Genomic DNA, 20445 nt, shown 5'->3' with positions numbered 1-20445 from the left:
GGGCGTCGGCGCAGGCGGTCGACACTGTCCTACACGCGGAGAGAAGCGTAACGTCGGATCCGGTGGCGTCGATCGCAGCGTGAAACGATCAACTGCCAGCGTTTCACTGTGGACGACAACTTCCTCAACTTGTGCCCCACGCTACCGGGATAATACGGGGATGCGGCGGCCCCCCCATCAGGCCCGGACCGCGACCCGCCAAAAGGACCGCCGATGCCAGACCCCATCAATGTCGCCCTGATCGGCTACGGCTATGCGGGCCGCACCTTCCACGCCCCGCTGATCCGCGCCACCCCGGGGCTTCGTCTCGCCGCGGTGGTTTCCAGCCGGCCGGCAGCGGTGCACGCGGCGCTCGGCGACATCGTCGTCGCCGACATCGATGCCGTGCTTGCCGATCCCGCGATCGACCTGGTCGTGGTCGCCACCCCCGACGCGCTCCACGCCCGCCATGCTCTGGCCGCGCTGCACGCGGGCAAGCATGCGGTGGTCGACAAGCCGTTCGCCCTCTCGCTCGCGGAGGCCCGCGCCATGACCGACCGAGCGCAGGACCGTGGCCTGACGCTATCGGTGTTCCACAATCGCCGCTGGGACAGCGACTTCCTCACCCTCCGCTGCCTGATTGACCAGGGCGTGCTCGGCACAGTCACTCAGTTCGAATCGCATTTCGACCGGTTCCGCCCCCAGCTACGCGACCGCTGGCGCGAACAGCCCGGCGCGGGGATCTGGCGCGATCTTGGACCACATCTGGTCGATCAGGCGCTGCAATTGTTCGGCCCGCCGCTCGCCGTCTACGCCGATCTCGGCATGCAGCGCGCCGGAGCAATCGCGACCGACTATTTCCATGTGCTGCTGCGTTATTCCCAGCTGCGGGTCATTCTCCACGGCAGCCTGCTGACACCGGCCTCGGGGCTGCGCCTCGCGGTCCACGGCAGTCGCGGCAGCTTCATCAAGCATGGCCTCGACCCACAGGAAGCTGCGTTGGCGGCGGGGCAGCCGGCGACGGGCGCACACTGGGGTCGCGATCCCTTGCCCGGCGCGCTGAACCACGTCGACGACGATGGTATGCCGAGCCCGGCGATGCTCGAGACGGTTCCCGGCGACTATCGGCGCTTCTACGCGGGGGTGCGCGATTGCCTCTTGGTGGATGCTCCGAATCCGGTGTCGCCGGCAGAGGCCCTGGCGGTGATGGCGGTGCTCGATGCGGCGATCGCGAGTGGCGACCAGCATCGCGAAATCCTGTTAACACAATGATGATGGCGCCGGCGCCTGAGCCGCGATAGGCAGAAGCGTCCGTTCCGATCGACGTCGAGCGATCGGCAAGAACAAGCGGCATGGCGCCCGTCGCCAAGGCCGCCCGCGAAAGAGGGAACCCTGAATGACCCGTTGCCATGCCCTGCGCCTGTCGCTGAACCTCGGCGCTGCGCTGCTTGTCGGCGCCGCCATGACCTTGCCGGCCGTCGCCCAGACCACGAACAATGCCCCGAAGGCCGCCGCCGCTCCCACCGAAGGCCCCAAGGCGCGGCCGTGGATGGATGCGTCGCTCGCGCCCGAGGCGCGCACCGAGCTGATCCTCCAGCAGATGACGATCGCCGAGAAGCTGCAGCTCACCTTCAGCTATTTCGCGACCAAGGCCGATTGGCTGAAGTCGGCGACCAAGAATTGGGAATATCCCAAGGGCGGCCTGCCCGATTCGGCCGGCTTCGTGCCCGGCATTCCCCGGCTCGGCATCCCCAGCCAGTGGGAAACCGACGCCGGCGTCGGCGTCGCCAGCCAGCGCACGCCCACCCCGCGGCTGCGCACCTCGCTGCCCTCGGGCATCGCCACCGCCTCTACCTGGAACCCGACGCTGGCGCAGGCCGGCGGCGCGATGATCGGCAACGAGGCGTTCATGTCGGGCTTCAACGTCCAGCTCGCGGGCGGCATGAATCTGATGCGCGAGCCGCGCAACGGCCGCAATTTCGAATATGGCGGCGAGGATCCGCTGCTGTCCGGCACCATCACCGGCCACGAGATCAAGGGTATCCAGTCCGAGCACGTCATCTCGACGATGAAGCATTATGCCTTCAACGATCAGGAGACCAACCGCTTCATCATGGATCACCACATCGGTGAGCAGGCGGCGCGCCAGTCGGACCTGCTCGCCTTCGAGATCGCGCATGAAGTGGGTCGCCCGGGCGCGGTGATGTGCTCGTACAACCGCGTCAACGGCGCCTTTGCCTGCGAGAATGACTGGCTGCTCAACCAGGTGCTGAAGAAGGACTTCGGCTTCAAGGGCTATGTGATGACCGACTGGGGCGCCGCCCATTCGACCAGCGAGGCCGCCAATGCCGGGCTCGACCAGCAATCGGGCTGGGCGTTCGATCGCTCGCCCTATTTCGCCGACGCGTTGCGCGAGGCGGTCAACAACGGCCATGTCAGCGAGGCGCGGGCGACCGATATGGCGCGCCGCATCCTCCATTCGATGTTCGCGGTCGGGCTGTTCGACACCCCCGTCGCCGGCGATCGCGCCGCCAGCATCGATTATGCCGGCCATGCCGCGGTCACCCAGGCCGACGCCGAGGAGGGCATCGTCCTGCTCAAGAACCGCACCGGCCTGCTGCCGCTCGCCAAGAGCGCACGCTCGATCCTGGTGATCGGTGCGCATGCCGATGCCGGCGTGCTCTCCGGCGGTGGCTCGAGCCAGGTCTATCCGCACGGCGGCCCCACCAACGGCCTGGTGGTGGCGGACGAATATCCCAGCGGCTTCCCCGGCCCCAAGGTCTACCATCCCTCGTCGCCGATGAAGGAGCTGCAGGCGCGCACCGGCGCCAGCGTCACCTATCTCGACGGCAAGGATGCCAAGGCCGCAGCGGCGGCGGCGCGCAAGGCCGATGTCGTGATCGTGTTCGGCGAGCAGTGGACCGGCGAATCGATCGATGTGCCCGATCTCAGCCTGCCGAACGGCCAGGATGCGCTGATCGACACGGTCGCACGGGCCAACAAGAACACCGTGGTGGTGCTCGAAACCGGTGGCCCGGTGCTGATGCCGTGGCTGCCGCGGGTCGGTGCGGTGCTCGAGGCCTGGTATTCGGGGACATCCGGTGGCGCCGCGATCGCGCGGGTGTTGACCGGCGAGGTCAATCCGTCGGGCCATCTCCCCGCCACCTTCCCGGCGTCGGTGGCGCAGCTGCCGCGGCCCAAGCTCGAAGGCGACGTCAAGCTCGACAGCGACGCGCATCCGATGAGCAACTACGACATCGAAGGTGCGGCGATCGGCTACAAATGGTTCGACAAGACCGGCGCCAAGCCGCTGTTCCCGTTCGGCCACGGCCTGTCCTACACCAGCTTTGCGATGACCGATCTCACCGCCGCGGCCGACGGGGCGGGGATCAAGGCGAGCTTCACGGTCAGGAACACCGGCGCGGTGCAGGGCAAGGCGGTACCGCAGGTCTATGTCGCCGGTGCCGGCTGGGAGGCGCCGCGCCGGCTCGGCGCCTTCACCAAGGTCGATCTCGCGCCGGGCGCGAGCCAGCAGGTTTCGGTGTCGATCGATCCGCGCCTGCTCGCGACCTTCGACGTCGCCTCGCACAGCTGGAAGATCGCCGCCGGCACCTACACGGTCAGTCTCGCCGCCTCGGCCGCCGAGCCGGTCGCATCCACCAAGGTCCAGGTCGCTGCGGCGACGCTGCCGGGCAGCGCGCGCTGAGCGGCTGACGCGCATGCATGCGGTGGCACAATCGCCGCCGCAGGCATATGCTAGCGGGGCCGGCACTTTGCTGGCAGATCGGTTGCCTGACAGCGGAGTGACAGGCAGGTGAACTTTTCGGACTTCGACTCGATGGGAAACGGCGGCGTCACCGCCGACGAACGGGCGGTGCGGCTCGGCCCCAGCCTGTCGGGCACCAATCTGGCGCGAGCCGGCGATTACAACCAGCGGCTGGTGCTGCAGGTCATCCGCCGCCATCCGGACATCACCCGGGTCGAGATCGCGGCGCTGACCAATCTCACCGCGCCGACCATCGCCAACATCACCGGGCGGCTGTTCGAGGCCGATCTGATCGTCGATGCCGGCCGACGCACCGGCGGCCGTGGCCAGCCCGCAGTGCGGCTGCGGATCAAGCCCGATGGTTGCTTTGCGATCGGCCTCAACATTGATCGCGACCATGTCACTCTGGTGTCGCTCGATCTTGCCGGCAACGTCCGCTCGCGCTTCACCCGCCAGGCCGCCTTCGCCATGCCCGAGGATGTGGTGGCGATGATCCAAGCCGGTATTGCCGAGATCCGCCGCACCGGCGCCATCGCGATGGACCGCGTGCTCGGCGTCGGCGTCGCGCTGCCCGACGATCTCGGCCGCGTCGCGCTGCCGCATCGGCCCGACGGCTATGAGCGCTGGAGCGAGGTCAACCTTCAGGCGCTGCTTGCCGACGTGGTGCCGTGGTCGATCCACATCGACAATGATGCCGCCGCCGCCGCGATCGGCGAGGCGCAGTTCGGCAGTGGCCACGATCACGCCAGCTTTTTCTACATTCTGGTCAGCGCCGGTCTGGGCGGCGGGGTGGTGATCGACGGCGCTTATTATCGCGGCGCGGGCGCGCGCAGTGGCGAGATCGGCTTCCTGCCCTTGAATGGCGGCAAAGGCGGTGGCGAGGGGCGGGTGCTGCAGGATGTGGTGTCGCTGTCCGCGCTTGCCGAGCGGCTCGAAGAGGCGGGAGTGCTGCCAGCGGATCTCGATCCGCTCGAGCCGTTTCCGCCGAGCTTCGCGGGGCCGGTCGCCGCCTGGGTGGATGATGCGTCGAGCGCGCTGGTGCCGGCACTGATCGCGGTCAATTGCCTGATCAACCCGGCCGCGGTGCTGGTCGGTGGGCGACTGCCCGATGAGGTGCTCGACAGCCTGTCCAGCGAGACCTACCGCAAGCTGCTCCAGGCCGCGCCCGCCTTGCCCGCCGCTGCGCCGATGCGCCGCGCCACCCTGTCGCGTGACGCGCCGGCGGTGGGAGCGGCAATCCTGCCGTTCCTCGATCGCATCCTTCCGTCGGACGCGATTCTCATCAAGAGCTGAGATCCGTCGCGGCATTTTCTGATCTTTTCTGCTCGGCAGCGTCGTTAACCATCAGAATTGCTGATCAATTTGGGTCGATTGCGACCACCCGCCGATCCCGGCTGTTTCCCGATCAAGTGTCAGAAAAACACAAGAGGAGGACTGATATGGGGGCCATGCTCGGCGGGAAGTGGAAGCCGCAACGGCTCGGCTTCGCTGTGGCGGAAGACGGTCAGATAGATGTTGCCGCGGCGGCGCGGGCGACGGTGGCGATGCGCCGCCATCTCGGTGCGTCCTTGCCCGAGGGTTTTCTCTACGATCCGGTGTTCGACATCCTGCTCACCCTCTGCGTCGCCGAGGCCGATGGGCGGACGATGAACGAGGATGACCTCTGCCAGATCGCCCAGGCCGCGCCCAACAGCACCCGCCGCTGGATCGCGGCGCTGCTCGGCGCGGCGCTGATCCGCGAGGAGGGCCGCCGGTTTCATCTCACCGAACGCGCCCGCGCGATGATCGAGCAGGCATTGTCGGACCATCCACGGCAGGAACGCATGTCGCATGGCGGCCGTCATCAGGAGGCGGGCTTGAGCGGCGGCGGGTAGCCGCATGATGAGATGATCAACGGGAACGTTCGCCGGCTTGCCAATGAAGCGGCGTAAAGCGCGATCTGGTGTAAAGCATAAGCTTTGTCCCAGGTCGCTAAAAGTCGTTGCCAGTAAGAATACAAAAGTAGTTCTTATCGGGAAACTATTACGCCAGTAGTTACTACTACAACTCACTCCAATTCTGTCGCGATTAAAAGTACAGCATTTACTTGAGGTTAACACCCAGAGGCCAACTTTATCATCAAGGACGCACGCTGCGCTCCTGGATAATCAGTAGCTGAAAGGGAGTGACCGTGAAGAACAATCTGAGGAACGGTGTCAGCCGCATCGCCACATCGTGGATGCTCGCACCGGTCGCCATCATCGGCGCCGGGCTGGTCACGCCGGCGCCTGCCGAGGCACAATTGCTGTGCCTGCCGGGCACCGGAATCAACATCCTCTGCTCGACCAACCCGGTCGCCGCTGATCCGGCCAACCCTGGGGCCCCGGTTCCGACCGCACCCGTGCCGATCCTCGGGCCGGCGGTGGTGACGTTGCTCGCCGGCGTGAACTCCAACACCGGCATCGACTTCACGACCATCGGCACCGGCGCCGACCTCACGCTGACACCGGTCGCTACTGCAGTGGTGAACACCGTCAACCAGCCGGCGCTGGCGCTTACCGCCGGCGGCGGCATCGACGCCCGGATCACCAGCCTCGTCACCAGCGGCACCGGCGCGACCGGCGCACTGCTCCGCGCCGTCGACGACGTGCTGTTCATCGTCGACGATGTCGTCTCCACCGTCGGCGACAATGCGCCCGGCATCGACATCCAAGGCGGCCGGGTGACGGTCAACGCCACCGACATCCTCACTGCCGGCAACAATTCGAACGGCGTACAGCTCGTCACCCTGTCAGGTCCCGCGCTGCTCACCGCGGATCTGATCGACACCTCGGGCAATCTCTCCACCGCTGCGTTGATTCGCGCTGCCGGCAACGTCGATCTCGACGTCGGCGTGCTGCGTACCGCCGGCGGCCAGGCATTGGGGCTAGACATCGCCACCGATCCGGCCGCCTGCGTGCTGCTCGGCAACGGCGGCTGCAGCGTCACCGCCGCGGCCGATCAGATCACCACCAACGGCTTCGGCGGCATCGGCGCGCTGATCACCGCCGCCGCCCCGGTCGCACTCAACATCGGCGTGCTCCAGACCAACGGCGACCAGGCCGCCGGGATCAGCCTCGTTGCCGATCCCACAGTGTGCGCGACGCTGGGTGTCGGCGCCTGCGACAGCAACTTCACCGTCGGCAGCCTCATCACCAACGGAGGCGACGCGCCGGGGGCGCTGATCCGCGCGGCGGGCAATGTCACCGGCTCGATCGACCTGCTCCAGACCAACGGCGCCCGCGCCATCGGCCTCGATCTCGCCTCCGACCCGGACGCCTGCGTGCTGCTCGGCGCCGGCGCCTGCGGCAACGCGTTCAACATCGGCCAGCTCACCACCTCGGGCGCCGGCGCCACCGGCGTCCTTGCCCGCGTCGTCGGCCCGACCACTGGGCGCATCGGCTTGCTGGAAACGGCGGGAGATGGCGCCAACGGTATCGACATCGCTGCCGATCCGGCCGCCTGCGTGCTGCTCGGCAGCGGCGCCTGCGACATCGACCTCGCTGCTGACCGGGTGACGACGACCGGCAATGGCGCGCTCGGCGTACTGATCAACGCACCTGCCTCGATCCTCGCGACGCTCGGCGCGGTCAGCACCAGCGGCGACGATGCCACTGCGGTCAGCATCATCACCAATCCTGCCGTCTGCCTGGTGCTCGGCCCGGGCGCCTGCGCGGTCGACGTCGTCACGGGGCCGATCGATACCGGCGGTGACAATTCGGACGGTGTCGACGTCGATGGCGGCAACGATCCGATCACGGTGGGCACCGGCGATGTTAATACCGGCGGCGACGAGTCGGATGGCGTCGAGGTGGTCGGCCAAGGTCCGATCGATGTCACTACCGGCAACATCACCACGGACGGCGACGGCTCCAGCGGCGTGATCGTCGATGGCGGCGCTGGCCCCATCACTGTCGTCACCGGCGACGTGACTACCGGCGGCGATGGCTCCGACGGCGTCGATGTGAGCGGCGACGGCCCGATCGATGTGTCCACCGGCGATGTCGCCACCGGCGGCGATGGTTCCACCGGCGTGATCGTCGATGGCGGCGCCGGCCCCATCACCGTCGTCACCGGGGATGTCACGACCGGCGGCAATGGTTCGCCGGGTGTCGACGTCAGCGGTGATGGCACGATCGGTGTCACCACCGGCGATGTGGCCACCGGCGGCACCGGCTCGACCGGTGTCGCTGTTGCCGGCGGAACCGGGCCCGTCACGGTCTCGACCGGCGACGTCAGCACCGGCGGCACCGATGCGACCGGTGTCGCGGTCACCGGCACCGGACCCGTCACCGTTTCGATCGGCGACGTGGCAACGGTCGCCGACGGCTCGGCAGGCACGGTGATCGGCGGCGGCGACGGCCCGATCAACGTCACCTTCGGCAATGTCGTTACCGCCGGTGCGGATGCGCGCGGCGTGGATGTCGCCGGCCACGGGCCGATCACCGTCGCCGGATCGAGCATCACCACCGGCGGCGACCGGTCGGACGGGCTCGTTATCGCCGGTGGGGCCGGTCCGGTGGCGGTCACCGTCGGCGCGGTCACCACCGACGGCGCCGATGCCGATGGCATTGCGGTCACCACCACCGGCGGCGATCAGTCGATCACGGCCGGGCCGGTGACGGTTCGAGGCCCGCGCAGCAACGGCATCCTCGCCGACGCCGCCGGGTGCAACACGGTGGCGATCACCGCCTTAGGTGCCGTCACCGCCGCACAAGGAACTGGCATCGCCGCGACCAGCGGGTGCGGTGTGACGATCACGACCGCCACCGGTGCGGCGATCTCCGGCCAGGCGGCAGGGATCGACGTCACCTCTGGCACCGCGGCGACGATCACGCTCGGCGATGTCGTCCAGGCCACCGCCGGCCCTGCGATCAACGCCGATGGCGGCCCGGCAACGATCACCGTGGCCAGCACCGGCCGGATCAACGGCTTCGTCGATCTCACCGATGGCGACGACACGCTGACCAACAACGGCACCTTTGCCGCGGCGGGCGACAGCGCGTTCGGCGGCGGCACCGACACCTTCGTCAACGCCGGCCTGTTCGCCGTCCGCCCTGGGGCGACCACGGCAGGAGTGGTGACGCTGGTCGGCCTCGAAAGCTTCAGCAACAGCGGGCTGGTGGAGCTGCGCAACGGTGTCGCCGGCGACACGCTGACGCTGCCGGGCAACTTTGTCGGTACCGGCGCCAGCACCGTCGGCATCGACGTCGCGGTCGGCGCCGCAGGGGCGACCGCTGACCGGCTGGTGATCGGCGGTGCCGCGACCGGCAGCACCGTCGTCACGCTCCAGTCGATCGGCACCAACCCCGGCGTGCTCGTCAACAATCTGGTGGTGGTGGATGCCGGCGCCGGCAGCAGCCCGACCGCGTTCAAACTTGCCGGCGGTACGGTCGTGGACGGGCTGATCGGCTATTCGCTGGTGTTCGATCCCACCGCGGCGACCTACGGCCTCTACGGCACCCCCACCGGTCAGGCTTATGAGTTCGTCAAGCTCGGCAGCGGCGCTCGCGAGGTGTTCTACCGCGGCAGCGATGCGGTCGCAGGGCATCTGCAGACCGTCCGCGACGCCACCGCGGGCGATGCCGAGACCCCGCGCCGGGGCTCGGCCTTCTGGGCACAGATGTTCGGGTCGGTGGATCGCAACCGCGCGAGCCAGAGCTTCACCGCCTTCGGCCAGTCTGTCACCGCCGATCTTGCCCACAAGCAGGATTATTACGGCGGCCAGTTCGGGCTCGATCTCGGCAGCTTCGGCCGCAGCGGCGCGGTGTTCGGCCTCACCGGCGGCTATGCCAGTTCGACGCTCGGCTTTGTCGCCAATGCCGATCGGTTTGGCTATCAGTCGGTCAACGGCGGCGCCTATGCCGGTCTCAATGCGGGGGTCTTCTTCCTCAACGTGCTCGGCAAATACGAGCATTATTGGATCGACGTCCGCATGCCCTCGATCGGCATCCGCCAGAAGATCAACGGCAACAGCTATGGCGGCATGGCGCAGGCAGGCTTCCGCTTTGGCAGCGACCGCTTCTTCGCCGAGCCCAGCGTCGGGGTGGACTATGCCCGCTCGTCGATCGACCGGATCAACCTCGCGCCGACCACGCTCGATTTCGGCGATACCAATGGCCTGCGCGGCAAGGCCGGGCTGCGGATCGGCTCGACGATGACCTCTGGGGTGACGACGACCAGCTTCTACCTCAAGGGCGAGGCGATCCACGAGTTCAAGGGCCGCGATCGCGTCACCTTCTCGAACGGCGGCTACGATCTCGGCTTCGCCAACCCGCGGCTCGACACCTATGGTCGCGGCACGGTCGGCGTCACGATCAACACCGGCGCGCGGGTGGCAGGCTTCCTCGAGGCGTTCGGCGACGTCGGCGACGACTATAAGGGCGGCGGCGGCCGCGCGGGTCTCTCGATCAAATTCTGATCGATCCCGATCCTCAGGGCGTCCGGCAGATCGCCGGGCGCCCCTTTCGTGTCCGCACCAAGTGGCAGGCCAATCAGTTAGCGCTTCCCACCTGCGCCGCGACCGCCTAGAGCGCAGCCATCCCCGGGGGGCCGCTATCGCGCGGCTGAGAGGTGGGCTGCAGCCCATGACCCGCTGAACCTGATCCGGCTGACCCCGGCGTAGGGAGGGTTGGCGGCCGGTCCGTTGTCCCTCCGAGTGGAGTGGACACGAGACGATGGCGGATCATCCCGCAGTTCTGAATAATGGTGGCCCGCGCATCCGTTTGTCGCGCTATCTGGCGACGGGCACCGCGACCTGGATCGCGCTGCTGGCTTGCCCCGCGGCAGCGCAGACGACTGCGGCCGATCCCGCCGACATCCGCGTGATCGGTCATCCCGATCCCGAAGGGCTGCTGCCGGATCAGACCGACGCCAAGGCGGTGAGCGCGATCTCGGCGGACTTCATCACCAAGCAGGCGCCGACGCTCAACGCCTTCCAGCTCGTCAATCTGCTGCCCGGCGCCAACGTTTCGTCGAGCGATCCATACGGCTTGTCGACCAGCTCCAGCCTTACCCTTCGCGGGCTCGGCCAGGACGAGATCGGCGTGTTGATGGAGGGCGCGCCGCAGAACGACATCGGCTATTATTACGCCTATCCCGCGCAATTCGCCGATGCCGAGAATGTCCGCCAGATCGCGCTGGCGCAGGGCGCGGTGGACATCGATTCGCCCACCGTCGGCGGCGCCGGCGGGCTGCTGTCGCTGTCGCTCGACGATCCCAAGGAGCGGCCGCAGGCGCTGCTCGATCTGTCCCTCGGCGGCTATGACATGCGCCGTGCCTTCGTCCGCCTCGATACCGGCACGCTCGGCGCCACCGGGTTCAGGGCGTTCATCTCCTATTCGAACACTCGCGCCGATAATTGGCGTGGCGCCGGCTACGACCTGCGCCAGCATGTCGATGCCAAGCTGCTCGGCGAATGGGGCAACGGCAATCGCGCCAGCATCGCGGTGTCGTTTAACCAGGCCAATTCGTCGAGCTACCCCAGTCCGACGCTCGCCGACTGGCAAGCGGAAGGCCGCGGCTTCAACTACGACCGGCGCTACACCGACGGCGACACCAATTACTGGCGGCTCTATCGCGCGCCGTTCCGCAACACCTACCTTTCTGCGCCGGTTCATCTGACGCTGAACGATCGTCTGGCGCTCGACAGCACGAGCTACCTCCAGTTCGGCTACGGCAACTCGCCTTATGGCACGCAGCTCGCCACCACCGGCAACTTCCTCGGCGCCGAGGAGCTAGCCCAGCCGATCACGCTGCCCGGCGCGGTGGACGGGGTGGCGACGGTGCTCGGCAACTACACCGGCGACCAGGTCCGTGGCGGCAACGTCAGTAAGCTGACGCTGCAGGCCGGCGCGCACCGGTTCACCGCCGGGCTGTGGTTCGACTATGGCACCGACCGTGTCACCCAGTCCTACACCTCGATCGATGCCGAGGGGCGGCCGGTCGACCGCTGGGGATATCAGGACAAGGCAATCCGCACCGCTGACGGGCGCCTGCTCGCCTATGAGAACCAGCGCACCGTGACGGTCACCAAGGGCTTCTTCGTCGCCGATCGCATCGCGATCGATCCGCGCCTCACGCTCGACATCGGCTTCAAAGGCGTCGACGTGCTGCGCAACGGCCGCAACTATCTGCCCGGGCCGCAAACCGATGTCCGCCTCGACAGCTTCGCGGCGCTGCCGCGCGCGGCGGTGCATTACCAGCTCGACGACCGCCAGCAATTGTTCGCCAACATCACCACCAACTTTCGCGCTCCCAACGAGTTCACCCTCTACGACAGCTATGACGGCGGCCTGGTGTCGACGGCGGGGACCAACGCGCTCAAGAATGAATATTCGCTCTCGCAGGAGCTTGGCTATCGCTACATCGGCGCCAATCTGTCGGCGTCGGTGACCGGCTTCCACTATCATTTCCGCAATCGCCAGCTCGCGACGGTGGTCGATGTCGGCGGCGCCCAGGTCAATTCCACGCTCAACGCCGGCAGCCAGACCTCCTATGGCGTCGATGCCGAGATCGACTATCGCCCCGCCGCCGGGGTCAGCCTCTATGTGTCGGGCGAATATCTCCACGCCCGCCTCGACGACGACCTGCCGGTCGGCGACGATTACCTGCCGACCCGCGGTAAGCAGGCGGTGTCGAGCCCCACCGTCCAGCTCGGCGTCGGCGGCACCTATGACGATGGCCGGCTGTTCGGCAGCGCCGCGCTCAAATATGTCGATCGCCAATATGCCACCTTCATGAACGACGAGAGCATCAAGGGTTATGCCACGCTCGATCTGTCGGTCGGCGTCCATCTCGCGCCCTGGCTCGACGGCAAGCGTACCGATCTGCGCGTCAACGCGATCAACGTTACCGATCCGCATGTGCTGTCCGGCGTGCAGGCGGTCAGCACCAACGCGCACGACGTGGTCGGCCGCGGCGGCACCGTCATCGCCGGCTATGCCCCGGCTTATTATATCGGCAGTGGTGCGGCAGTGATCGCCACCCTGTCGCGCGCCTTCTGAGCCGATGGGCGGCGCAACCGCGGCGAGCACCGGGCATCTGGTGCATGGCATGGGTGCCGCCTGGGAGGCGCCGACCTGGCCCGCGATTGATGTGGGCGAGGCGGAGGCGGCGCTCGCCGGTTTTCCCGCCGCGGGTCGACTGAAGGCGCTGAGCTGGCATTCGCCACGCCCGTTCTCCGCCGCGGCGCTGGTCCACACCGATCGAGGCTCGTTCTTCCTCAAGCGCCACCATCACCGGCTGCGCTCGCCGGCCGGGCTGATGGAGGAACATCGCTTCATCGCCCACCTCCGCGCCGCCGGGCTGCCGGTGCCGGCGGTGATGCAGGCGGCGAACGGCGCCACCGCGATCGCGCTCGGTGGCTCGAGCTACGAACTCCACCGCACCGCAGCCGGCGCCGATCTGTACCGCGATCGGCCGTCCTGGACGCCGTTCCTGTCGCTCGATCATGCCTTCGCCGCGGGCGAGGCACTGGCACGGCTGCACCAGGCATCGAGCGGCTACGCCGCGCCCGCCCGTCGTCGGCAGCCGCTGGTCGCCAGCCTGTCGATCCTGTCCGCCGCCGACCCGCTCGCCGCCGCCGAAGCCTATGTCGCCGTCCGCCCCGCGATGGCGGCGTTTCTGGCGGAGCGACCGTGGCACGCGCAGCTCGGGCGGTTGCTCGCGGCGGCGGGCGAGGGCGCGGCCGCGGCGCTGGCCGGCCGGCCGGCGCTGTGGACGCACAACGATTGGCATCCCTCCAACCTGTTGTGGTCGAGTCATGGCACCGTCGAGGCGATCTTCGATTTCGGACTCGCCGATCGCAGCTGCGCGATCCACGATCTCGCCACCGCGATTGAGCGTACCGCTGTGCGCTGGCTCGAGCTGGGTGAGGAGGCGGTCGACGCGATCAGCGATCCCGGCGCGGCGCGCGCGTTGCTCGCGGGCTATGCCGCCGTGTCGCCGCTGGCGCCGGCCGATGTCACCGCAATCGCCCGATTGCTGCCGCTGGTTCATCTCGAATTCGCTTTGTCGGAGGTGGATTATTTTACCGCGGTGCTCGCCGCGCCGGACGATGCTGCTTTGGCCTGGGACGGCTATCTCGTCGGCCATGCCGACTGGTTCCTGTCGCCGCCGGGGCAGGACTTCCTGTATCGCATCGCGGGCGGAGCGTCACGCTGATGTCGCTGCTCGAAATCGTCGCGGTGGCCGTCAGCTTCCTCGGCATCTGGCTCACCGCGACCCGGCGGATGCTATGCTGGCCGGTCAATCTCCTGGCGTGCGCGCTCTATTTCAAGCTGTTCCTCGACGTGCGCCTTTACGCCGACATGGTGCTCCAGGCGCTGTTCGGGCTTGCCATCGTCTACGGCTGGATCATCTGGGCGCGCGGTCGGCAGGAGGTCGGCGAGATCGTCGTCGCGCCATTGCCACCGGCCCGGGCAGCTGTGGCGCTGGCGATCGGTGCCGCCGGCGCGGGAGCGATTGGCTGGCTGACCAGCCACTATACCGACGCCGCTTTGCCGTGGATCGATTCGGCGCTGAGCAGCTTCAGCCTCGTCGCGCAATATTGGACGGCGCGGCGGCATCGCGAGAGTTGGCTGCTCTGGATCGCGGTCGACTGCGTCTATGTCGGCATGTTCCTGTTCAAGGGGCTGACGCTCACCGCCGGTCTCTATGCGACGATGATCGTTCTCGCCGTGCTCGGCTATCGCCGCTGGCGCCAGGCGCCGCCGATGCTCGATCGCCGCTGATCGCGCGCATCGGGCTGGAGCCGCCGCGCAACAGCCTCTATTGCGACCCCGCCGCCGCATCCTGAAACCGGACGAGCGGCGCGGAGACTTGTCCCACGATGCTGCCCAGTCGCGCCGACCTGGCCGATTTTGCCTATTTCCTCGCCATTGCCCGCCACCGCAGCTTCAGGCGCGCGGGGCTGGAGATGGGGGTGAGCGCATCCGCCATCAGCCATGCGCTGAAAGCACTCGAGGCGCGGCTCGGCGTGCGCTTGTTCAACCGTACCAACCGCTCGGTGATGCTCACCGCCGCCGGCGAGGAACTGCTCGGCGCGATTCGCACACCGTTCGAGGCGATCGGCCAGGCGGTCGACAACCTCAACCGCTTCCGCGAGGCGCCGGCGGGCCACATCCGCCTCAACATCGTCGCCGATGCCGCGCCGCTGCTGCTCGGGCCGGTGATGCCGGTGTTCCAGGAGCGCTACCCGGACATCGAGGTCGATATCGTCGCCAGCAATCGCATGGTCGATATCGTCGGCGAGGGGTTCGACGCCGGCATCCGCTATGGCGGCACGGTGCCCGAGGACATGATCGCGCAGCGATTGTCGGCGGATCTGCGCTGGGTTGTGGCGGCCTCGCCCACCTACCTCGATCGGTATGGCACGCCGCAGCACCCGGACGATCTTGCGGATCACCGCTGCCTAGGCATCAGGCTCGGCAACGATCGCATCTATCGCTGGGAGTTTGCTGGGCCCGACGGCGAGCTGGCGATCCCGGTGCCCAGCCGGATCACCGCCAACGGCACGGAGGGCATGATCGCGATGGCGGTCAACGGCGGCGGGCTGGTCTATGGAATCGAGCCCGCCTTTGCACCCTATCTCGCCTCGGGCGCGCTGCGGCTGGTGCTGGCCGACTGGGCAATTGTTGGCGACGGCTTCCAGCTTTATTATTCCAGCCGTCGCCAGGTGCCGGTCGCATTGCGCCTGCTGGTCGAGCTGATCCGCGAGATGCGGCCGCTCGGGCTGTGATCGGCGACGATGAGCGCCGCTCACGGGGTCGTGAAGCACGGGCCTGGTAACCATCGCGCCGCTGCCGCCTTATCTATGTAGCGGCGCGCGGCTCCGGCGCGACTCTCACCAAGGAACCAGCGATGACCACCAAGGCCTATGGCGCGACCGCCAGCGACAAGCCGCTCGAAGCGCTCGACATCGAGCGTCGTGCCCCCGGCGCCCATGATGTCGCGATCGACATCAGCTATTGCGGCGTGTGTCATTCGGATCTCCATCAAGTCCGCGCCGAGTGGGAAGGCACTATTTACCCCTGCGTTCCCGGCCATGAGATCGTCGGCCGCGTCAGCGCCGTCGGTGGTGAGGTCAGCAAGTTCAAGGTCGGCGATCTGGTCGGCGTCGGCTGCATGGTCGACAGCTGCCAGCATTGCGCATCCTGCGCCGAAGGCCTCGAGCAATATTGCGAGAACGGCTTCGTCGGCACCTACAATGGCCCGACGCCCGATGCCCCCGGACACACGCTCGGTGGTTATGCGCAGAACATCGTCGTCAGCGACAAGTTCGTGCTGAAGATCAGCCATCCCGAAGAGCAGCTCGCCGCGGTGGCACCGCTGCTGTGTGCGGGCATCACCACATATTCGCCGCTGCGCCACTGGAACGTCGGCCCGGGCAAGAAGGTCGGCATCGTCGGCATCGGTGGTCTGGGCCACATGGGCGTCAAGCTCGCCCACGCCATGGGCGCGCACGTGATCGCCTTCACCACCTCCGAAGCCAAGCGTGAGGATGCCAAGAAGCTCGGTGCCGACGTGGTGATCAACTCGCGCAACATCGAAGAGATGAACGCGCACGCCAACAGCTTTGATTTCATCCTCAACACCGTGGCGGCAAGCCACGACCTCGATGCCTTTACCGGGCTGCTCAAGCGTGACGGCACGCTGACGCTGGTCGGCGTGCCCGAGCATGCCCATCCCTCGCCCAATGTCGCCGCGCTGATCTTCAAGCGTCGCGCCATTGCCGGCTCGCTGATCGGCGGCATCGCCGAGACGCAGGAGATGCTCGATTTTTGCGCCGAGAAGGGCGTCGTCGCCGACATCGAGATGATCCGCATCCAGGATATCGAGAACGCCTATGATCGGATGCAGCGCAGCGACGTGAAGTATCGCTTCGTCATCGACAACGCGACGCTGGCCGCCTGAACTGAACCCTCGAGCGCCGCGCGGCCTGCGCGGCGCTCGAGGGCATCGTCCGCCGATCATCCATTCTGCTGCGCCGACGAACAGGGCTTGGCAGGAGCCTCATGCTTCCACGGGGCGTCATACGTCCGCGCCGCGAGCCGTTCGAACGCGATCCGCGTTTCGTCGATCAGCTCGGCGAGCAGGCCGCTCACCGCGCCATGGTGGTTTGCCCAGGTCGGGCTCAGAAAATCGTCGTGCATGGCTGTTCACCTCATGCCGCTGGCGGACGACCATCCGTCGCCGGCAAGCCATGAGCTAAGCGCCGGCCATCGTCGTCGCCAACGAAACGGTAGACGGAGTTAATAAGCCGGGCTTATGATGTGCCCGATGCGTCAGCTGCCGCCTTTGCCTGCGATCCGGGTGTTCGAGGCCGCCGCGCGCCACGAGAACTTCACCGCCGCTGCCGCCGAACTCGGCCTCACCCAGGCGGCGGTGAGCTACCAGATCCGTATTCTCGAGGAGCGGATCGGCACCGCCTTGTTCCGCCGCGAGCGCAAGCGGGTGAAGCTGACCGAGGCGGGCCGGCGGGCAGCCTTCGAGGTCAGCCGCGCCTTCGACGTGCTCGACGGCGCCTTTGCGCAACTGCGCAGTGAAAACGAGGCGATGCTGACCGTCTCCACCTCGACTACCTTCGCCAACACCTGGTTCGCGTGGCGGCTCGGCGGGTTCCAGATGGCCAATCCAGCGATGGCGGTGCGGCTGATCGCGATCGATGCGCTCGCCGACTTCGCCGCGGACGAGGTCGATGTCGCGGTGCGCAGCGGCCACGGCGACTGGCCTGGCCTTGCCGCCGAGCGGCTGATCGACATCGACTTCACGCCGATGTGCTCGCCGCGCTTTTTAGCCGCTTATGGCGGCGCGCTCGAGCCTGCGGACCTGCTGACGCTGCCGGTGATCAGCCAGCACGATATCTGGTGGAACGTCTGGCTGCGCGAGGCCGGCGTCGCAGTGCCGGGCGACACCCTGCGCCCCGGCATTCGGCTCGATTCGCAAACGGGCGAGGGCGCGGCGGCGATGGCGGGGCAGGGGCTGGCGATGCTCACCCCCTTCTTCTGGCGCAACGACATCGCCGAGGGCCGGCTGGTCCGCCCGTTCGCGCAGGTCTCGTCGATGGGCCAGGCTTATTGGTCGGTCTGCGCCGAGCACCGCCGCCATCTGCCCAAGATCAAGCGTTTCCGAGAATGGCTGCACGCCGAGGTCGCGGCCGATCTCGCCATGGGCCGCTAGCGGCGCGGCTCAGAAGGCCGGCAGCACCGCGCCATGATATTTCTGCGCGATGAAGCTCTTCACCGCCGGGCTGCGCAGCGCCGCGATCAGCTTGACGACCTTGGGATCCCTGCGCGCGCTGTCCAGCCCGACCACGAAATTGACATAGGGGCTGCTCTTGTCCTCGATCACGAGCGCGTCGCGGGTCGGGTTGAGCCCGGCGTCGAGCGCATAGTTGGTATTGATCAGCGCCAGATCGACCTGGTCGAGCACCCGCGGCAGCGTCGCCGCCTCCAGCTCGCGGAACTGGAGGTTCTTGGGGTTGGTGACGATGTCCTTGGGAGTCGCGGTGGTGCTGGTCGGATCGAGCAGCGTGATCAGCTTGACCTTGGCGAGCAACTGCAGGGCGCGGCCGCTGTTGCTCGGCTCGTTGGGGATGGCGACGGTGGCGCGGTCGGGCAGCGCCGCCAGCGTCTTCCAGCGGCGCGAATAGCCACCGAACGGCTCGACGTGCACGCCGGCGAGCGTCACCAGCTTGGTGCCCTGCGCCTTGTTGAACTCGGCCAGATAGGGCGCCGTCTCGAAATAATTGACCGCGATCCGCCCCTCGGCGACCTGGACGTTGGGCTGGACATAATCGTTGAACACCCGAACATCGAGCTTTACGCCCTCGCGCGCCAGTGTCGGCTTGATGAAGTCTAGAATCTCCGCGTGCGGCACCGCAGTGGCAGCGACCGTCAGCGTATCGGGGTCGGTGGCGGCCGAACGGCCGCACCCGGACAAGGCGAGCGCGGCGGCGGCGGTGAGCAGGAGACGGCGGTTCATCGGATTTCCTTGGGTCATCGCCGGCTCACCCGCCGCACCAGGCGGTCGCCGATCATCTGGAGAAGCTGGACGAGGATCAGCAGCAGCACCACCGTCACCAGCATGACATCGGTCTGGAAGCGCTGGTAGCCGAAGCGGATCGCGAGATCGCCGAGGCCGCCGGCGCCGACCACGCCGGCCATCGCGGTGAACGACACCAGCGCGATGGCCGACACGGTGATCCCGGCAAGGATCCCCGGCATCGCCTCCGGCAGCAGCGCCCGTACCACCAGGTCGCGGGTGGTCGCGCCCATCGCCTGCACCGCCTCGATCGTGTTGCGGTCCACCTCGCGCAGCGCCGTCTCTACCAGTCGCGCGAAGAACGGCGCGGTGCCCACCACCAGCGGTGGGATCGCACCGGCGACGCCCAGCGAGGTGCCGACCAGCAGCACGGTGAACGGAATCATCACGATCAGCAGGATGATGAACGGTACCGAGCGCAGCAGGTTGACGACCAGCGCGAGCACGCCGTTGGCGACGCGGTTCGCCCACACCTCGCCGGGGCCGGTGAGGAACAGCAAAACGCCGAGGGGCAGCCCGACGATCACGGTGAGCAGCAGCGACCCCGCCAGCATCGCCAGCGTGTCGAGGCTTGCCTGGACGATCTCGCCCCAGGCGACATGGCTGAACCAGCCGTTCATGCGATCACCGTGCCATGGCGCGCGAGCGCGGAGAGCGCCGCCTCCTGGTCGCCGCCGATCAGGCCGAGCGTCAGCTCCCCGAACGGCACGTCCTTGAGCCGGCCGACATGGCCGTCGAGGATGGTCATGTCGACCCCGGTGTCGCGGGCGACGCGGGTGAGGAGCGGCGACGACGCGGCCTCGCCGAGCAGCAGCAGCCGCACCGTGCGGCCCGCGAACGGCAACCGACCGACGCCATCGGCATGGGTGGCGAGCAGCGCGCGGGTTTCGCTCGCCTGCGGGCCGAGGAAGATGTCGGCGACGCTGCCGGTCTCGACCACCCGCCCGGCGTGGAGCACGGCGACGCGGTCGCACACCTGCCGCACCACATCCATCTCGTGGGTGATGAGCACGACGGTGAGGCCGAGATCGCAGTTGAGATCGGCGAGCAGCGCCAGGATGCTGCGCGTCGTCTCCGGGTCCAGCGCGCTGGTCGCCTCGTCGCACAACAGGATGTCCGGGCCGGTGGCGAGCGCGCGCGCGATGCCGACGCGCTGCTTCTGCCCACCTGACAGCTGCGCCGGATATTTGTCGGCATGATCCTCAAGCCCGACGCGGTCGAGCAATTGCGCGACGCGCGCCGCTATGCCGGCGCGCTCGGTGCCCGCGATCCGCAGCGGCAGCGCAACATTGTCGAACACGGTGCGCGACGACAGCAGCCCGAAGTTCTGGAAGATCATCCCGACGCGCCGGCGCAGGCCGCGCAGCGCTGCCGGCGCGAGGCGGGTCACATCGACGCCGTCAATCAGCACCGCGCCGGCGTCCGGTCGCTCGAGCCCGTTGAGTAGCCGCACCAGCGTCGACTTGCCGGCGCCCGATCGACCGATGATGCCGAACACCTCGCCGCGCGGCACGGTGAGGGTGATGCCGCTCAATGCCGCCTGGGCACCAAAGGATTTGCTGACGTCGACAAGCTCGATCATCGGCTCGTCTGCCCCGGCTCGCCACGATTGGTGTTGCGCCACGGCAGCGGGCTGG

The 20445-nt window shown here is 67.8% G+C and carries 15 protein-coding genes and 1 riboswitch; of the genes, 11 read left to right on the top strand and 4 right to left on the bottom strand.

Translation table 11 applies throughout. The annotated features are described in order from the left end of the window. Positions 1 to 213: 213 nt before the first annotated feature. The 10 genes from AC07M8_RS12725 (at position 214) to AC07M8_RS12680 (ending at position 16678) form a co-directional block, all read left to right on the top strand. On the top strand, positions 214 to 1251 hold the full coding sequence (locus tag AC07M8_RS12725; RefSeq protein ID WP_495174679.1) for an oxidoreductase: 1038 nt from the start codon (positions 214 to 216) through the stop codon (positions 1249 to 1251). Positions 1252 to 1375: 124 nt separating this feature from the next. After that, positions 1376 to 3685 (top strand): beta-glucosidase, encoded by a 2310-nt coding sequence (locus tag AC07M8_RS12720; RefSeq protein ID WP_495174678.1) that lies wholly within the window; start codon positions 1376 to 1378, stop codon positions 3683 to 3685. A gap of 108 nt (positions 3686 to 3793) precedes the next feature. Then, on the top strand, positions 3794 to 5038 hold the full coding sequence (locus AC07M8_RS12715) for an ROK family transcriptional regulator (protein ID WP_495174677.1): 1245 nt from the start codon (positions 3794 to 3796) through the stop codon (positions 5036 to 5038). Between the two features lie 146 nt (positions 5039 to 5184). Further along, positions 5185 to 5619 (top strand): hypothetical protein, encoded by a 435-nt coding sequence (locus tag AC07M8_RS12710; RefSeq protein ID WP_495174676.1) that lies wholly within the window; start codon positions 5185 to 5187, stop codon positions 5617 to 5619. Positions 5620 to 5915: 296 nt separating this feature from the next. Then, on the top strand, positions 5916 to 10184 hold the full coding sequence (locus AC07M8_RS12705; protein ID WP_495174675.1) for a beta strand repeat-containing protein: 4269 nt from the start codon (positions 5916 to 5918) through the stop codon (positions 10182 to 10184). Between the two features lie 114 nt (positions 10185 to 10298). Then, a riboswitch (TPP riboswitch) is annotated at positions 10299 to 10408 on the top strand. Between the two features lie 32 nt (positions 10409 to 10440). Beyond that, positions 10441 to 12768 carry a TonB-dependent receptor gene (locus tag AC07M8_RS12700; protein ID WP_495174674.1) on the top strand — a complete coding sequence of 776 codons (2328 nt, stop codon included), beginning with the start codon at positions 10441 to 10443 and terminating at the stop codon, positions 12766 to 12768. A 4-nt stretch (positions 12769 to 12772) separates the two neighbouring features. Then, positions 12773 to 13927: a phosphotransferase enzyme family protein gene (locus AC07M8_RS12695; RefSeq protein WP_495174673.1), complete on the top strand. Its 1155-nt coding sequence runs from the start codon at positions 12773 to 12775 to the stop codon at positions 13925 to 13927. After that, complete coding sequence (gene pnuC, locus AC07M8_RS12690; RefSeq protein ID WP_495174672.1) at positions 13927 to 14496, top strand: nicotinamide riboside transporter PnuC; 570 nt, start codon at positions 13927 to 13929, stop codon at positions 14494 to 14496. The genes AC07M8_RS12695 and pnuC overlap by 1 nt, the downstream gene beginning before the upstream one ends. A 98-nt stretch (positions 14497 to 14594) precedes the next feature. Then, positions 14595 to 15503: a LysR family transcriptional regulator gene (locus AC07M8_RS12685; RefSeq protein WP_495174671.1), complete on the top strand. Its 909-nt coding sequence runs from the start codon at positions 14595 to 14597 to the stop codon at positions 15501 to 15503. A gap of 122 nt (positions 15504 to 15625) precedes the next feature. Then, entirely contained in the window at positions 15626 to 16678 is a 1053-nt protein-coding gene (locus tag AC07M8_RS12680) for an NAD(P)-dependent alcohol dehydrogenase (RefSeq protein ID WP_495174670.1), read from the top strand. A gap of 56 nt (positions 16679 to 16734) precedes the next feature. Here the strand turns inward: AC07M8_RS12680 and AC07M8_RS12675 are convergent, their stop codons facing one another. Beyond that, positions 16735 to 16917 carry a hypothetical protein gene (locus AC07M8_RS12675; RefSeq protein ID WP_495174669.1) on the bottom strand — a complete coding sequence of 61 codons (183 nt, stop codon included), beginning with the start codon at positions 16915 to 16917 and terminating at the stop codon, positions 16735 to 16737. 127 nt (positions 16918 to 17044) lie between these two features. On the opposite strand from AC07M8_RS12675, the gene AC07M8_RS12670 reads away from it, so the two are divergent. After that, positions 17045 to 17944, top strand: a complete 900-nt coding sequence (locus AC07M8_RS12670) for a LysR substrate-binding domain-containing protein (protein ID WP_495174668.1) — start codon at positions 17045 to 17047, stop codon at positions 17942 to 17944. A 9-nt stretch (positions 17945 to 17953) separates the two neighbouring features. On the opposite strand, the gene AC07M8_RS12665 is transcribed toward AC07M8_RS12670, so the two are convergent. From AC07M8_RS12665 to AC07M8_RS12655, 3 genes are read right to left on the bottom strand one after another with little or no spacing between them, the layout of a single operon-like run. Beyond that, positions 17954 to 18748, bottom strand: a complete 795-nt coding sequence (locus tag AC07M8_RS12665; protein WP_495174667.1) for a MetQ/NlpA family ABC transporter substrate-binding protein — start codon at positions 18746 to 18748, stop codon at positions 17954 to 17956. A 14-nt stretch (positions 18749 to 18762) separates the two neighbouring features. Further along, on the bottom strand, positions 18763 to 19428 hold the full coding sequence (locus tag AC07M8_RS12660; RefSeq protein WP_495174666.1) for a methionine ABC transporter permease: 666 nt from the start codon (positions 19426 to 19428) through the stop codon (positions 18763 to 18765). Next, positions 19425 to 20390, bottom strand: coding sequence for a methionine ABC transporter ATP-binding protein (locus AC07M8_RS12655; RefSeq protein ID WP_495174665.1), 966 nt, complete (start codon positions 20388 to 20390; stop codon positions 19425 to 19427). Before AC07M8_RS12655 ends, AC07M8_RS12660 begins: the two co-directional genes overlap by 4 nt. Positions 20391 to 20445: the final 55 nt, after the last annotated feature.

It is taken from the genome of Sphingomonas sp. GW821-FHT09E03, assembly GCF_059416225.1.
Note: the sequence above shows the minus strand (reverse complement) of the source record. Positions and strands in the feature narration are given on the sequence as shown.